Genomic DNA, 17,372 nt, shown 5'->3' with positions numbered 1-17,372 from the left:
GAATGAAGTTTTCTCATTCTTGGCGTCGGTATAGAAAAGCGATACTGGCGCTTTTCTTCTGTACTTCACTTACAGCTGCACAGGCTGTTGATTTCATGCCTGTCAATGATGTAACTACAGGTATGGAAGGCATTGCAAAAACTGTAATTGTAGGAGATACCATTTCTACCTTTGATGTAAAGGTACTTGGTGTCATGAAGGATAAGGGACCATCTGGTCATCTTATTTTAGCGAAGTTCTCTGGTCCTGTTATGGAAAAAACAGGCGGCATCGCTCATGGCATGAGTGGTAGTCCTGTATATATAAATGGTAAGCTCGTTGGTGCTGTTGCTTATGGCTGGGGCTTTGCAGATGGTACGATTGGGATGATTACCCCTATCGAGGATATGGTGAAATTATGGAATATTCCATATGAGAAGAACTTATCCAAACCATGGGATGATAAACAATTGATCCCTCTTGGCACGCCACTTATGGCTTATGGCTTTGATGCAGCATCCATGGATTACTTCAAATCCAAGTTGCCACAATATAAATATGAAACATATGATACGGCTAGTGCTAGTGGTGATGAAATTGCTAAACCTCTAGAAGCCGGTGGTTCTGTAGCAGCATTACTAGTTGATGGTGACCTAAAACTGGGGGCCATTGGTACTGTTACCTATGTAGATGGGGAAAAGATTGTTGCCTTTGGTCATCCATTCTTAAAACATGGCTCCTCAAACTACTTCATGCATAATGCAAGCATCTTTACAGTAGTTAAAAGTTATGATGCTGCTTTCAAATTGGGCTCTATGGGCAAGGAAGTTGGCTCTGTAACTGAAGATAGAGGTGCTGGTATTGCAGGTGTTTCTGGTGTGATTTCTCCAGGGATCCCTATGCGATTCCATTTGAAAGACCTTGATATGGGGCGTGATAAAACTAGCTCTGTTAAGGTTATTGAAGATAGTGAGATGACACCGACTTTAGCGGCTACATCTCTATATAACATGTTGAATAAAACGTTGGATCGTAGTGGCGCTGGTACGGCTACCATTTCTTATACAATCACACCAAGAGGTAAAGAGCATAAACCGTTGACGCGAACTAATATGTTCTATAGCTCTGACTCTATCTCTGAGAAGGCTGTTGATGAGTTCTATAATGTTATCGACGTTCTTATGAATAACCGATTCATTAATTATGAAATTTCTGACATCTCTGTAGAAACTGAGGTGACACAAGATAAGAAAACAGCTAAGCTTGTTGATGCCTCTGCATCTTCAACCATTGTTTCCCCTGGTGATACAATCGTTGTAGATGTAACGTTGGAGCCGTTCCGCGGTGAGAAGGTCGTTAAACAAATCTTCTTTAAGGTTCCTGAGGATCAAGCTGTTGGCAAGTATACCTTAGAGGTGCGTGGGGGCGGTGAAATCCCATTACCTTATGTATTAGAAAAGCAAAAATATAATTTAACTGATGAAATTTTACGTCGCTTAAAAGTTCATAAAGATTTTAATGAACTTTATGATGAAATTCAAAAGACTGATACAAATAATCAAATCGTTGTAGAGTTTTTAGAAGATGGCATTAGTCTTGTTGATGAAGATGGTTCCCAATCTGTTAAAAAAGCTAAACTTAAAGATGTGGAATCAAAACCTATGCCAGGGGATGTAAAGAAAAAAACAGGTCAAGAAGATTTGAGTTCTAGTAAGGACGATGATAATCAAATAGAAAAAACTGCTATTGATACGGAATACATCGTTCAAGGTGATGGTCAATTTACAATTCATGTTATGAAACCAGCCGATCGCGATAAAGCATTAGCTAAACGCGTAAAAGAAGTTAAAAATCAAAGCAAGATGGAACATAAATTAGAATTGGAAGACCAATCCAAAAAGGATAAATCCAGTAAAAAAGATGTGATAAAGTCTGATAAACAAGATGTGAAAAAATCTGATAAACAAGACCAAAAAACACCTGATAAAAAGGATGAATCTAAAGTAAATGATACTAATGCAGCTGAATAAGCTGAAAATGTAAGGGGAAAGGGCTAAACTGTTGAATTGGCTAGAATCGATAGGACGAGCTGTAATGAACGGCCTATCACAGATGGGGAGTGCTACATTATTGGTGTGGCACACAATTAGACAACTGAAAATGATTAATCTGTGGCATGTGTTTCAGCAGATGGCTCACTTAGGCGTAGATTCGTTGCCGATTATCAGTTTAACGTTACTCTTTGCTGGTGCAGTTATGACCTTACAGATTACAGATGTATTGATTACATATGGTGCACAAAGCACTGTAGGTGGTCTTATGGCTGTTGCTATGGGACGTGAATTAGGTCCCATCTTAGTAGGGGTAGTACTAGCTGGCCGTGTTGGCGCTGCCATCACGGCTGAAATTGGTACAATGAAGGTAACCGAACAAATCGATGCGCTTCGTGTTATGGCTGTCGATCCTATTGGTTATCTTGTGGTACCTCGTGTAGTAGCATGTATGATTATGGTGCCTATATTGGCGTTTTATGGTGTAGTAATTGGCATTGCAGGTGGTTACTTTGTGGCTACTGCAATTAAGGGTTTAGCGCCAAGTACCTATTTAGATTCTATTCAAATGTTTTCTACTATTTCAGACTTCACATTAGGCTTAGTTAAGTCCAGTGTGTTTGGTGCTGTTATTGCATTGGTAGGCTCCTATAAGGGGATGGAAACTAAAATGGGCGCAGAAGCCGTAGGCTTTTCCACAACTAGTTCTGTAGTAACTAGTATTATTTTAGTATTTGTATTAAATTACTTTTTATCTACCTTGTTATATTAGTAGATACGCTAGAGGGATTTATGATAGAACTACGCGATGTTGTAGTTGCCTATGAGTCACGTGTGATTTTAGACTCCATTAATCTTACTATCAATGATGGGGAGACGTTGGTTATATTAGGTGGTAGTGGCAGTGGTAAAAGTACATTGCTTCGATTATTAATTGGCTTGCAGCGCCCTACATCGGGACAGATTATTGTAGATGGCACAGATATTACAACATTATCTGAAGATGAATTTAATACAGTACGAAGAAAAATGGGGATGGTATTCCAATACTCTGCTCTATTTGATTCTATGTCGGTAGGCGAAAACGTGGCCTTTGGCTTACGTCAACATACGGACTTAGGCGACGATGAGATACGACGCATTGTAGCAGAGCGACTAGATTGGGTCGGTTTGAAAGGGTATGAATCCTATATGCCTAACGAATTGTCAGGCGGTATGAAAAAGCGCGTTAGCTTAGCTCGCGCCATAGCGCTAGACCCAAGCTTAATCCTCTATGATGAACCTTCATCCGGCTTGGATCCTATTACATCTGGTACGATTAGTATGCTAATTAAGGGGATGCAACAACGGCTTGGTTGTACTTCTATTGTAGTAACACATGATATGCAATCCGCGTTTTACGTGGCAAATCGCATAGCTTTACTTGATAAGGGGAAATTTGTGGAAATTTCTGATACAATAGACTTTAAGAATTCTACAAATAAAAAGGTACAACAGTTTATTCATGGTGAAGCAGAACCAATTAATGTATCTGCGATGGGAGATGTGTAATGAAGTGGACGACGGAGGCCAAGGTAGGGGCTTTCACAATAATAGGTATAGCTCTATTTATTGCGGGAATACTTTTTGTAGGTCGCATTGATATATGGGCTAAGCCACAAATGACGATTACTGGCGATTTTGCTCAAGTTAATGGCCTAAAAAATGGCAATCAAGTTAAATATTCAGGTGTGGCCATCGGTAATGTCTCTGATATCGAGATTACTCCGCATGGTGTTGTAGTAAAAATGAAGCTTGATGAAAAAACACAAATTCCAAGTGATTCTACGTTCACATTGGGATCAGATGGTTTTTTAGGTGATAAATTTATTCAAATTTCACCAGGTCAATCTAAGGTGTTTTTACAAGATGGTGACTCTGTTAAGGGCGAAGGTGCAGATGCTATGGATAAAGCGATGCAAAGTGCTCAAAAGTTAATGGATGGCACCGAAAAAATGTTGCAATCTATCAATAATATTATTGGTGATCCAGCAACGCAAAATGCACTTAAACATTCCTTGCAATCTACTGCGACGATGGCTGATAATGCTGTAGCGATTACACAAAATATGGCTGATGTAACGGCACAGCTAAATCAAGCTGCTCAACAATTTAATGCAGATGGTAATGCAGGCAATGATATGCGTGCTATTTTGACTAACTTAAAACAAACTACGGATCGTGTAGATAATATGGCTCGTTCTATGGAGTCTACTGTAACTGATCCTAAAGCACAGGAAAATATTAAGGAAACATTACATAATACGGCACAGATTTCAGCTCGCATCAACAAATTGATGGGTGGTAAAGCATATCAAACTGATGCAAGTGGAAATGTAGTAGATGGAAATAATGTTGAAAAAAAGTCATCTACTAAAGTTGAGCCTTCTGTAGATTTGTTATATAACACAACAGATGATGAATTCCGCATCAATGGTCGTGTTCGTGCTTATAATGATAAAGGTATGGCTGAGCTTGGCCTTTCCAATATCGGCGATGGCACTAAATTCGATTTAAATGCAGGTCGATTCATTAGCTCTAAATGGCTAGTACGGGGCGGTATTTTTGAAAGTGAATTAGGACTTGGCGTTGACTATAATTTACGTGGTCCAGTTTCATTATCCGCAGCGGTATATGACCTTAACAATCGCAAATATCGTATTCGTAGTGATATACGTTTACATAAAGATACTTATGGGGTTATTCAAATGACCAGACCGTTCGGTTCCACGAATGGTGGTACCTACTTTGGTATCAAACAAGTATTTTAAAGACTAATACATTCACTTTAGGTGAGTATGGAGGTACATATTATGAATAAAAAGGTTTTATCCTTAGGTGTAATGCTCTCCTTAGCTACTACAGGTGCAATGGCTGCTGATGTAGTTACAACTTCCGTTAATAATGGAGACCAATTAAGCAAATATCAAAAAGAAGCGATTCAATTAACACAAAAGCAATTAGCCGAAAAATCTGTTCAAGATAGTAAAACATATGAGAGCAAATTGGACCTCGATGAGACTCGTACCATAGAGTTGGCGTTGGCGAATAACCGTACAGCAAAACAAACTAAATGGGGCTATGAAGCTGCTAAATCTGCAGTGAGCCAAGTAGCAGCAGGCAAGAACCCTAGTGTAAGCTATGGTTGGTCTGCTCAAAAAACAGGCGGTGACACTGGCCGTGGTAAATCTGGTAGTCATAACTTCTCCATTAGTGCTCCTGTATTTAATCCTCAACTCGATGCAAGTATTGATTCTGCACGTTATACTCGTGAAGGCACTGGCGCTAGCTATGAAGAAGCATTGCAACAAGCAAAATATGATGCTATTAGTGGCTACTATACATTGATCATGAATCGTAATCTTGTTGATGTGGCTCAACAAGCTGTTAAAGATTACCAAGGTCATGTAACAAATGTGCAAGCTCAATATAATGTTGGTTTGGTAGCAAGTTCTGATGTATTGGCTGCTAAAACAAATCTTGCTGATTCTGAAACAAATCTTGTAAAAGCACAAAATTCTGCAAATTTAGCAGAGGCTAGCTTGAATCAAGTCATTGCATATCCTGTACAAACAGCTATTAATACAGCAGAACATGACTTACAATATAAACCTTACAATGTTACATTGGAACAAGCTAAGGCGTATGCTCTACTTCATCGTTCCGCCCTTGTAAAATCTGCTCTTGATGTAAAATCTGCAGAAGAGGCTGTAAAATCTGCTAAATCTGGCTACTTGCCAACGGTAGCTGTAAAAGCTGGTCGTGGTTACGCCGATCCAGATGGTTACTTCGGAACAAGCACAAAATCCTGGAGTGTAGGTGCTATTGCATCTTGGAGCTTATGGGATGGTGGTGCAACACAAAATGCAATTAAAAAAGCAAATGCACAACTTGAACAAGCGAAAGAGGCTAATTTAGCTACTGTTGATGCTGTATTATTAGCAGTACAAAAAGCATACTTGAACTTGCGTTCTGCAGAGCAAACAATTCAAAGCACTCAAACTGCAGTTGCTCAAGGTCAAGAAAGCTTCCGTATTGCTACACTTCGCTATCGTGCGGGGGTTGGTACAAACCTTGATGTACTCGATGCGGAAACTAAATTAACAGATGCTCGTAATAACTATGTACAAGCTCTTTACAATTACAATATTAGCATTGCAGCTCTTGAACAATTGACAGGTGTTCCATTGAATACTCCAGTTGGACAAGGCGCAGAAATTATTGCAAACAGTGGTGCAGCTGAACAATTAGCACAACTTGGTGGCAATCAATAACATAAAAAAGACGACTTGGGTCGTCTTTTTTTATGTGAAATATTTGATATACATAGATTCATCATATATTCTTATTTCTTTGTTAAGGTAATAGTTAAACGGATTCTCTATGTAGTTATTGTAGAAAATGATTAGCAAAAAATTATATTAGTTTTATAAAATTTACCCTTAAAATACTATAGTTATTACTGTGTGTGTGGTAAGATTAGTATATATATTTATTTTATTCATAATGTGTATGGGAGATCATTATGACCCGTAAAAAGTGGTGTCTCATAGGGGCTGCAATTTTAGGATTTTCTGCAGTTGGTGTTAGTATAAACCCTATAGCTAAGACCTATGTAGCACCTATGGTTAAAGAACAAGTAAATAATACCATAAACGGATCTGTGGACTATGATTCTCTTCGTATCAATTGGAATGGTGATGTAGTTTTATCTGATGTGGTGATTAAAGATCGGGATGGTCACTTAGTAGGGACGGCACAAGATGTAGCTGTTGGGGTTAAACTATCTGCATTACCAAGTATAATTGGGGGTAACACATCAGGGGCGACAGCTATATCCAATGTTACCGTGGATGCACCTGATCTTCACATATGGCAATTGAACGATGGGTCTTGGAGTATAGAAAAGTTAGTTAAACCATCTGATCCGAATAAATCGGGTAGTTTTGATGGTGATATTACCATTAATAATGGCCATGTAGCGCTGCGCACTAAAGATGGCGTTAAACGCAATGTTGAAAACCTTGATGGCACCGTTGCTCTTAATATGAGTGGTATGTCCAAAGGGGCATTTACAGCTGATGTAGATGGTTCATCTGTCCTTGTAAATGGCAAAATAGATATGGACGATGTATCTAATTTCGATGTCTTTGTACAAGCCGATGAAATTGATACTGCTGGTATTATGAGCTTTATTCCGTTGCGCAAAGATCTTGTTGTTACGAAGGGGAAATTACAAGATTTACATCTCAATGTTAAAAGTGAAGATGGACAATATATTATGAGTGGTAATGTAGGCTTTAAAGGTTTAACAGGCACTTATAAGCGGGGCAATACGATGTATACCATTACTGATGGTGAAGGTCGTATTATGCTCAATCATGACCAAATTGTTATTAGCCACAGCTCTTGGCGTATCAATGATCAAGCAGCTAAGCTTAATGGTCTCGTTACCTTGGGGAAAGACGAAGAATATCTTAATCTTAATGTTGTAGCAGATAAGGTAAATCTAGAAGCCATTACAGATGTGGGGGTTACTGGTATTGTCGGTGGTCGTGCTCATATTGGAGGCACTACTGTAGCGCCGCGGGTGGATGCAACCATAGGCAGTGATGGTATTTCTTATAAAGGGTACCATGTGGATCGCGTACAGGGAAATGTAGTATACGATAATGGATTAGTTCGTATCGATGATGCTCAATTGTCTATTGGCGCTGGTAATGCTAAAGTTAAAGGTCAATACGTCGTAGATACAGGTGATTTTGACGCTATTGCTGATGTTCATGCCTTATCGTTAGATGCTTTTACACAAGATTTGACGATGCCTATTACGGGAACTATTGATGGAGAAATCCACGTTTTGGGTAAGAATAATCAAGTTACAGATCTTGTAGGTGCTGTTCAGGGCCATCAGATTGGGGTCCGTGGTATAGTGTTGGATTCTGTAAAAGCGGATCTAACCCATAGTGACAATCTTACCAATATAACTATGGTTGGAAATATGGGAACTGGATCCTTTAGTGGATATGGTTCTATTCAAAATGGTCAAGTGGATGCCACAATTTCTGGTAATGCGTTACCGTTAACATCACTTAGTTCAATCATAGGTGACGATGTTGCTGGTACTGTTAGCACATCTATTAATGTAAAAGGCGCCTTAGATAATCCTAATGTGACTGGTACTGTATGGGGGCAAGAGGTTCTCTATAAGGGTGCTCATTTTAATGATATTCATAGTGATATTACTTTAGACAATCATGTTCTAACAATTACAAATGGTCATATTGGTGACGGTAGTGGTGGCTATGATATTACCGGTTGGTATAATATCAATACTGACGCCCTAGATTTAAATGCTAAAGCTCGTGCTGTACGTATTGAAAATCTAATTCGTCCTGTAACCGATATTCCTATTACAGGATGGTTTGAAACTGATAACCATATAACTGGGACTGTAGCCAATCCTATTGTAGAAGGCCGAGCTCATTTATGGGATGGGTCTGCATATGGCAAACTTATAACTAACGCTTTTGCAAAGTATAACTATAAAAATGAAAGATTAGAATTTTATCGCTTTGATATTGAAGGTTATGGTGCGACTATTACCGGTGGCGGTACTGTATCAAAAGAGGCTATTAATATTGATTTTGAAGGTAAGAAAATCGATATGGGGAGATTGCTCATCAATACCGACTATAAGGTGGATGGTTTACTAGCAGGCCGTGGTACTATAACAGGTTCTATGGATAACCCTCAGTTTAATGGTTACATTTTATCTGATGCTTTATCTATAAATGGGCAATTATTGACTGATATTCATGGCCACGTGTATGCAGATAAATCCGTCGTAAATGTACAAGATTTTTCGTTTGCTGAATCAAATGGTGGTCGTTATGTTGCCAAAGGTGGCATGAAGCTCGATGATAGTAAACAGTTATTTGGTGTTTTAGATGTTACCAATGGTAGTGTAAAGAACTTATTGGCTTTATTAGATCGAGCTGATGAGCACCTCGATGGTCAATTAAATGGCTCTGTTGAAATTGGAGGTACGAAGGACAATCCAAGTGTTATTGTAAATGGTAAAATTAACGATGTTAGCATTGATGATAAGGTAGTAGGGGATGCAACAATTGATGCTAGCCTAGCTAATCGTAAGTTTAAAATTACCACTTTAAAACTACCTGTTGGTGAGGGCCTCATTGCTATGGGTGGTACTTTGGATCTCGATGGGCAAGCTGATTTACAAGTAGCCTTAAAGGATGTCGACATAGTGCCATTCTTACCACTTGTAGGTAAGGATATTCAAGCAACAGGCTGGGTAACAGGTGTTGTGAATGTTACTGGAGAAACTAAAAATCCTAAGGTGGAATTATCTGGTGCAGTAGAGTCCGGTTCGTTCAATGGAATTGGTATTGATGAAGGCTTTGCGTTGGCTACAATGCAAGATCATGTCATTCAAATCCAACGTATTCAAGGCGCTAAAGGAGGCTATAAGCTCAGTATTTATGGTAAAATTCCATTGGCGGCTCTTTATACATCTGGTTATTTAGAAGCTAGTGATGCTAAATCTATGGATGTAACAATTGACTTTAACGAAGCAGATATGGCTGTTATTCCTCTTGTTACTACTAGTGTTAAAGATGCAACGGGGCCGTTAAAGGGTGCAATTAGGCTTACAGGGACTATAGACCAACCTGAGGCATACGGCACAGTATCTGTACGTAATGGTACTATGAAATTGGCCAATGTAGATAATGAAATTACTGGTATTGACGGAGATTTAATCTTCTCTGGACAACAAGGGGATTTCCAATCTCGTATCAATATGGGGAAAGGTAGTGCTGGTTTAGCTGCTAAGGTAAATTGGTCTGGTCATGAGCTTACCAACTATAAGGCTGCCGTTCAACTTGATGGACTCGATGTTCGTAGCGAATATGTGAGAGGCCCATTAAATGGTGAACTTTACATTGCGGAACGTGATGGATTACCTACCTTGATAGGTAATTTGGACCTAGAAAACATCCAATTTAAGATTCCTCTTTCCTTGCAGTCTAGTGAAAGTAGCACCAACATGGGTGTAGATGTTAATATTCATGCTGGCAAGGGCGTACGCTTATATGATCGAACTCTATATAACATGTTTATCGGTGGTGATGTTCATTTCGGTGGCACATTACAAAACCCAACTGCTAGTGGCCAGTTCGATGTTAAATCTGGTACGTTCAAATACTTAAGTCATGTATTTAATATTACGAAGGGGAATGCACACTTTGTAGGTGGTTCCTATTTACCAAACTTACAATTAGAGGCTGAAACGAATGTAAGCAACTACAATATTATGCTTGGTGTAAAAGGGACTGTAGACCATATGGATCTTACTTTGTCGTCTAATCCTAGTTTGTCTAGAAAGCAAATTATTTCCATGTTAACCTTTGGTCGTGGTGCAGATTCAAATAGTAGTACATTGACAAATGATGATGTGAATGCTGTTGCTACAGCAGGTTTACAAATGTTTGCCTTTGGCTATGTGCAAGATGCATTGCAAAATACATTAGGTTTAGATCGGATTAATATTACGACAGGTTCCATTGATCCTGATGAACCAACTAATAGGGCAACAGCAGGTAATTACAACATTGAAATTGGCAAGTATATTGTGCCAAAGGTAATGCTTACTTATTCTCAAGGTATCAATAATAAACAAAATAAATATGGTGTTGAGTATTCTGTAAAACGAAACCTCAAGTTCACTGCATGGCGTACATCGCAAGGAAACAATTATTTAGGTGGTCGTTGGACAAGAAGCTTCTAAGTTTATGGCTAGAGTGTGCAAATCCCATGGGTATGCACATTCTAGTCATATTAATTTCATAAAATTTGTTTAATATAGTACTCATTCCCAGTATTTTATGCTATAATAATAAAGATTTATTAGTCTTTATAAAACAAGATGTAAACTTTTTATGGGGATGAGTTCTAGGAGGAATTTATGTTTAAACCAAAAGCCTATAAAAGTATGCTTGCAGCATCCGTGTTGACTGCTGTCATGGGGACAGGCAGTGTATTTGCTGCAGAGGTACAAGCTGGCTATACTCCAGATTTAAATAACACAACAACAACTAGTGCAGCAACTACTAATGATGCTACTACTACTCAAGCTGTTTACAATGCTGATGCAGCTACACCTGCAACAACACAAGATGAAACTGATGCAGCTATCTTAGCAGCTCGTGGTGATACAACTGTATCTAGCGATGGTACTGTAGTTAGAGGTTCTGACGGAACTGTTACAGTTAATAATGCTGCTTTGAAAACAGATGACAAACAAGTAAAAATGGTGTCTAAAACTACTGGTGGTACTGACCTCGATAAGGCTGCTGAAAATGGCCAAACTCAAGCTGTTACAACTGTAGAAGCTCAATATGTTACATCTGCTAATGCTGAGTCTATTAATCCATATGTAGGTAAATTGATTACTGGTTTATCTATTTCTGGTGTAACAGCTGAACAACAAGCACAATTATTGCCTATCTTGACAGAAAAAATCGGCGATGCTGTATCTGTTGATGGCGTATTTAAAGACGTAACTAACCTTGGTAATACTGGTTACTTCTCTGAAGTAAACCCTGTATTTACAACAGTACCTGAAGGCGTTAAATTGGACTTTGCTGTTACAGTAAATCCGATTACTACTGGCGTGGCATTCGAAGGTAATACAGTTTATACTTCTGAAGTATTGACTAAATTCATGGATCTTCAACCAGGTCAAGTTCTTAACTCTGTATACGTAGGCCAAAAGGTTCAAGGTATCAACGCAGCATACGCTCGTGATGGCTACATGTTGGCACACGTTGATGGTATTCGCGTAGATGACCAAGGCGTGCTTCATGTTCATATCGTAGAAGGTATTGTTGAAGATATCATTCCTGCTGGTAACAAGAAAACTCGCGATAAAGTTATTACTCGCGAATTCGTTCAAAAGAAAGGTAAACCTTTCAATAAATTCTTGGTACGCCGTTCTGTAGAACGCGTATACAACCTAGGCTTCTTTGATGATGTAAATGTTCGCATGTTGCCAGGTGATCAAGACCCTAACAATGTAATCATTGAAATCGATGTTTTGGAACATAAAACAGGTACTATTACATTAGGTGCTGGTTACTCTAAATCTGATGGTTTGATGGGTATCATTGAATTTGGTGAAGATAACTTCCGCGGTACTGGTGATAAATTCAAAGTTCACTGGGAAATCGGTGGTAAGAAAAAATACAAAAACTACCAAATCTCTTACTTGAAACCTTGGATTGATAGCAAAGGTACATCCTTGGGCTTCTCCTTCTTCAACCGTGAAGATGAATACACTGATTACAACGAAGATGGTAATGAAGTAGCTGAATATAACAAGAAATCTCGTGGTTTCAATATTTCCTTCGGTCGTCAAACAGGGGAATATACTCGTGATTACTTAACTCTTGAATCCCGTAAAGATTCTTATAAATGGGATGATGATGACAGCTCCGGCTTCCGTTATGATAAAAATGCGGGCAAAGGTAAAAATTGGAATAATGGTTCCTACAACTTTGCAAATGATAAATATGTAGATAAAAACTTTGGCCGTATCAATTCCATTACATGGCAAAAGGTATACGATTCCCGTGATAATATTTATGAACCTACACGTGGTCGTCGTATTTCTTATACAGCACAATGGGCTGGTCATGGCTTAGGCGGTGACTTCGACTTCTACAAATTCACAGCTGAAGCACGTATGTATAAAAAACTAGGTGCTAAGAATGTATTGGCATTCCGCGCGCGTGGTGGTTTTATCCAAGGTGATGCTCCTTATAGCCAATTGTTCACATTGGGTGGTGCAGACTCCTTACGTGGTTACGAAGATGATCAATTCCGTGGCAAGTATATGTACAATGCTACATTGGAATTCCGCTTCCCAATCGTTAAAAAGGTTAGTGGTGTATTGTTCACTGATATCGGTGATGCATGGGATGCACCAAATGTATCTTGGTACAACAGCAAGAAAACATTTAACTATGGCGTTGGTGCTGGTGTTCGTATTACTACACCAATTGGCCCAGTTAAACTTGATTATGGCGTGGGTAAACATAAAAATAAATTCCACTTCAGCTTCGGCACACAATTCTAATATAGTAAATGTATATGGTGGAGGCCTCTTTTCTAAAGAGGCTTTCACCAATATCTCTATATGGCATCCTTTGATGCAGTAATTTAAAGAAATGAGGGCACTCTATTATGATGCGAATGATGAACAACAAGGCGAATGTGAAAATCTTTTCCATCGTCATTGCTGCTATTTTTATTATTGGTATTGGCGCATTAGCGTATACACAAATGGCTACACCAAGCGGTAATAGTGGTAATAGTACAATTGGTGTTATCGATACATCTCGTATGATGTCTCAAGATAATCCAATTTATATCTCTGCAGCTCAGGAATACATGAGCTATCAAAGCCAATTACAACAAGAAACACAAGCTAAAATTGATGCAGCACAAGATGATGCGACTAAACAAAAGCTCGCTGAAGAAGCACGTCAAAACTTAGCAAAAAAAGATCAAGAAATTGCTAAATCTGTTCAAGATAAAGCTATGGAAGCTGCAAAAGCAGTGGGCGACGCTAAAGGTCTTAGCGTTGTTATGACTAAAGACACAGTACTATACGGTGGCGTTGATATTACAGATCAAGTATTAAAAAAACTAGCTACTGATGCAAAAAAATAAACTGTAGTTCTATGTAAGGGAGAACGACAATGAACGGGAAAAAACGATATATCGGATTTGCCATATTTCTCGTTGTTGCATTATGTGCTATGGTTTGGGCCTATGGATTTGTGACAAATCGTCAGCAGAGTCCTGATGGGGTATCAATAGGTGTTGTACGTATTGATGATGTATTAGAATTTAATCCTTCTTATGAGGATTATAAACAAGCTAAAAATGAATTGGATCTTTTGCAACGTCAATATGAATTAGAACAACAAGCTTTAAATGCCAAGTCAGAGACACAAGAGGAACAGTTGAAATCTCTTGCATTAGATTCAACCTTGTCAGATGCTCTTACGGTGGAATTGCAAACTCGTATTGCAACAAAAGAAAATGAATTGAATCAGCAATTGAATGCAAAACGAAACGAACTTACTCAAAAATATTTGTCGGAATTAAAGGTTAGTTCCAATGAATATGATCTTGAAATCGTTAATCTCCAATTAGATTTATATGCTTATGATGCTCGTGTGTATATTGATGATGCACAAAAGCAAGCAGCTATGGCAGAGAAGGCTAAGAAAGAGGAGCGATTAAAGGAATTATTAGCTAAGAGAAAACCATCGAATCTTGATGTAGACTCTATTAAGGCTAAAGTACAGGCAGAACTTGCGCCTATGCAACAAAAAGGTCAAGAAGAACTTAACCAATATGCTGCATCCTTACAAAAGGAATTGGCGGCTAAACGAGATACTATGGTTCAACAACAAGCACAATCGATCATTGCTAATAATAACTTACCTGTAGCACAGGATTGGAATGATTCTTGGGCTAAAAAGCTTTCAGATAAAGAAGCTGAAGTGAGTGCACTTCATGAAGCCATTTTAGAAGATGTTCGTATGCGCGTAGCAATTATTGCAGAGGAACAACATTTGGATTTAGTCATCATCGATGATGGTGGTAATATTAAGGGGCTTGATATTACTGATGCAGTGAAGGCGTCCTATCGAGTTCAATAAGGAGTTATATTATGAATAAACGTATTAAATCTTTAGTATTAGGTGCATCTTTAGTAGCTTCCATGGCTATTTTAGGTGGTTGTGGTTCTAATAATGTTGGTTACGTTGATAGCGTGAAAGTAGCAAATAGTACTGAAAAAGGTATTGAAATTACTAAAGAAATTAACGCTAAAAAAGCTGAGCTAGATGCTAAAATCGCCGCTGCTGATGAAGCATCTAAACAAAATGTATTTAACCAAGCTAATCAAGAATTAAATGCCTTTGCAAATGCAAAAGCTCAAGAATATCGTCAATATCAAGAACAAAAAGTTGGTGAACTTGTAAAAGAGAAAAAACTTGATGTAGTTATTGAAAAAGGTGCTGTTGTAGGTGGCGGTTCTGATGTAACTGACGACTTGATCGCTAAAATGGGTAAAGCTTCTGATGACCAAATTAAGGAAGCTGAAAATGCAGCTAAAGCGCAAGAACAACAAGATGCGCAACAAAATGCTCAACAATCTGGTCAAGCTACAGCAGTTAATAGTGAAGAAAGTGCACAATAATTAAGAATTATCACAGGGGGAGGAGTTTACCTTGGAAAAAACTTTACAGGAACTCGCAACATTAGTAGGCGGTCGTGTTGTAGGTGATGGCTCTATTGTTATTACTGAAACACGTAGCTTTGAACAAGCAGTAAAACAATCCATAACTTTTGCAGTAGGTGAATATGTTGAACATATTGCGTTATGCCAAGCGGGTGCTGTGATCGTTGAATCTGAAGTGAAAGATGCACCGATGGCACAAATCGTAGTCGATAATGCAAAAGCAGCATTTGCACAAGTATTAGAACTCTTCCATCCACCTGTTGTTGTTCCTAGAGAAGTGCATAGCACAGCTATTATTGGTAACAATGTAACAATTGGCAAAAATGTTGCTATTGGTGCCTATTGTGTTATTAATGATAATGCAGTCATTGGTGATGATGTAACAATTCGTCCATATGTTTATATTGGGCACAATGTGCGTATTGGTGAAGGTTCTGATATTTACGCTGGCGCTATTGTTCATGAAAATTGTATTTTAGGCAAACGCGTTGTATTACGTGCTAAAGCAGTAATTGGTGGCGAAGGCTTCGGTTTTGCTACAGAAAATGGTGTACATACACATATACCACAAGTTGGTAATGTTATTCTTGAAGATGATGTTGAAGTTGGTTCTTGTACAACTATCGACAATGCTACAATGGGCTCTACTTTAGTACGTCGTGGTACGAAGATTGACAATCTTGTTCATCTTGGTCACAATGTTGAGATTGGTGAAGATTGCTTCCTAATCGCTCAGGTTGGTATTGCCGGAAGTACTAAATGTGGTAATCATGTTATCTTTGCTGGACAAACTGGTTGTACTGGTCATATTACGATTGGTGATAATGTACAATTTGCTGGTAAAACTGGTATTACAGGTAATGTACCATCCAACTCTATTATGGCAGGCTATCCAATGAGACCTCATAAAGAATGGTTAAAATTGGCTGCTTATGAAAATCGTTTGCCAGATATGGTGAAAACTGTAAAACAATTACAAAAAGAAATTGACGCTTTGAAAGCACAGCTTAAGGAGAGCTAATAATCCATGTATAGGTTTATGAAAATCTTTAGTGCCTTTATTTGCTTATTACCTAAAGGTTTGCAATATGCTATTGGTACATTGCTTGGTGAAATTGCGTGGCTAGCGGTGCCGCCTAAACGCAAGCGCCTAGCAATCGGCCAAATTCTATTCTGTAATATTACAGATGATCCAAAAGAAGCTCGACGTATTGCGAAAGCTAGTACTACACGCTTTGGTCGCATGATTATTGATGTATTACGCTATCCAGAGATTAAGGATGGCGCATACAAAGATATGGTGGAGTTTATTAATCGAGAGTACTTAGATGATGCCTTGGAAAATGGTCGAGGTGCAATCTTAGCCGCTGTTCACAGTGGTAACTGGGAACTCCTTGGCGGTGTTCTTGCTTCGGAAGGGTATCCGTTGATTTCTGTGGCAATGAAACAGAATGGTGATGCGGACAAGTTTATCAATGAATATCGTCGTATCATGCACCAACATGTAACCTATAAAACTGGTGTACGAGAAATGATCAATGAACTTAAAAAAGGTGCTTTTTTAGGCCTTATTATGGATCAGGATCCTGGTGATGATGGTGTACTTGTTCCATTCTTTGGTTATGAAACTTTAACGGCAGCAGGTCCAGCTGTATTGGCTCGTATGCAAGACGTACCAATCATTTTTGTGACTATACATTATAGTCCGTTTTCTGAAAAATATGAGATTGAGGTACATCCACCAATTTATGTGGAACGTACAGACGATAAAAAGCGTGATATAGCGGTTACCACAACTCTTTTAAATGAGTTTATTGAAGATTATATTCGTCGATATCCTGAAGATTGGTTCTGGCTTCACAATCGTTGGAAGTGGACACGTCGTTTCTATGGCGAACAAATTGAAACACCTCCAGATGTATTTCACTAGTTAATAAATATAAAGAGATTTTACATGCCTA

The 17,372-nt window shown here is 38.6% G+C and carries 12 protein-coding genes; all 12 read left to right on the top strand.

The window, feature by feature from the left end; translation table 11 throughout:
• Positions 1-2 precede the first annotated feature (2 nt).
• The 12 genes from QZ548_RS00060 (at position 3) to QZ548_RS00005 (ending at position 17,341) form a co-directional block, all read left to right on the top strand.
• Entirely contained in the window at positions 3-2,009 is a 2,007-nt protein-coding gene (locus QZ548_RS00060; protein ID WP_295867150.1) for a SpoIVB peptidase S55 domain-containing protein, read from the top strand.
• Between the two features lie 31 nt (positions 2,010-2,040).
• Entirely contained in the window at positions 2,041-2,802 is a 762-nt protein-coding gene (locus QZ548_RS00055; RefSeq protein WP_039969447.1) for an ABC transporter permease, read from the top strand.
• A 20-nt stretch (positions 2,803-2,822) separates the two neighbouring features.
• Complete coding sequence (locus tag QZ548_RS00050; protein ID WP_295233068.1) at positions 2,823-3,581, top strand: ABC transporter ATP-binding protein; 759 nt, start codon at positions 2,823-2,825, stop codon at positions 3,579-3,581.
• Entirely contained in the window at positions 3,581-4,840 is a 1,260-nt protein-coding gene (locus tag QZ548_RS00045; RefSeq protein WP_105090299.1) for an MlaD family protein, read from the top strand. Before QZ548_RS00050 ends, QZ548_RS00045 begins: the two co-directional genes overlap by 1 nt.
• 42 nt (positions 4,841-4,882) lie before the next feature.
• On the top strand, positions 4,883-6,343 hold the full coding sequence (locus QZ548_RS00040; protein ID WP_227720989.1) for a TolC family protein: 1,461 nt from the start codon (positions 4,883-4,885) through the stop codon (positions 6,341-6,343).
• A 251-nt stretch (positions 6,344-6,594) separates the two neighbouring features.
• The gene (locus QZ548_RS00035) at positions 6,595-10,881 is read left to right on the top strand and encodes a translocation/assembly module TamB domain-containing protein (RefSeq protein ID WP_295867144.1); all 4,287 of its coding nucleotides are present in this window, start codon (positions 6,595-6,597) and stop codon (positions 10,879-10,881) included.
• A 177-nt stretch (positions 10,882-11,058) separates the two neighbouring features.
• Positions 11,059-13,230, top strand: a complete 2,172-nt coding sequence (locus QZ548_RS00030) for an outer membrane protein assembly factor (RefSeq protein ID WP_295232338.1) — start codon at positions 11,059-11,061, stop codon at positions 13,228-13,230.
• Positions 13,231-13,337: 107 nt separating this feature from the next.
• Complete coding sequence (locus QZ548_RS00025; protein WP_295232335.1) at positions 13,338-13,826, top strand: OmpH family outer membrane protein; 489 nt, start codon at positions 13,338-13,340, stop codon at positions 13,824-13,826.
• Between the two features lie 29 nt (positions 13,827-13,855).
• Entirely contained in the window at positions 13,856-14,827 is a 972-nt protein-coding gene (locus QZ548_RS00020) for a hypothetical protein (protein ID WP_295823818.1), read from the top strand.
• Positions 14,828-14,838: 11 nt separating this feature from the next.
• Positions 14,839-15,369, top strand: a complete 531-nt coding sequence (locus QZ548_RS00015; protein WP_295867141.1) for a hypothetical protein — start codon at positions 14,839-14,841, stop codon at positions 15,367-15,369.
• A gap of 31 nt (positions 15,370-15,400) precedes the next feature.
• Positions 15,401-16,432, top strand: coding sequence for a UDP-3-O-(3-hydroxymyristoyl)glucosamine N-acyltransferase (lpxD, locus tag QZ548_RS00010; RefSeq protein ID WP_227720984.1), 1,032 nt, complete (start codon positions 15,401-15,403; stop codon positions 16,430-16,432).
• A gap of 6 nt (positions 16,433-16,438) precedes the next feature.
• Positions 16,439-17,341, top strand: coding sequence for a lysophospholipid acyltransferase family protein (locus QZ548_RS00005; protein WP_039969450.1), 903 nt, complete (start codon positions 16,439-16,441; stop codon positions 17,339-17,341).
• Positions 17,342-17,372: the final 31 nt, after the last annotated feature.

The organism is uncultured Veillonella sp. (assembly GCF_915069625.1).
Taxonomy (GTDB): Bacteria; Bacillota; Negativicutes; order Veillonellales; family Veillonellaceae; genus Veillonella.
This window is presented reverse-complemented; position numbering and strand designations above follow the sequence as displayed.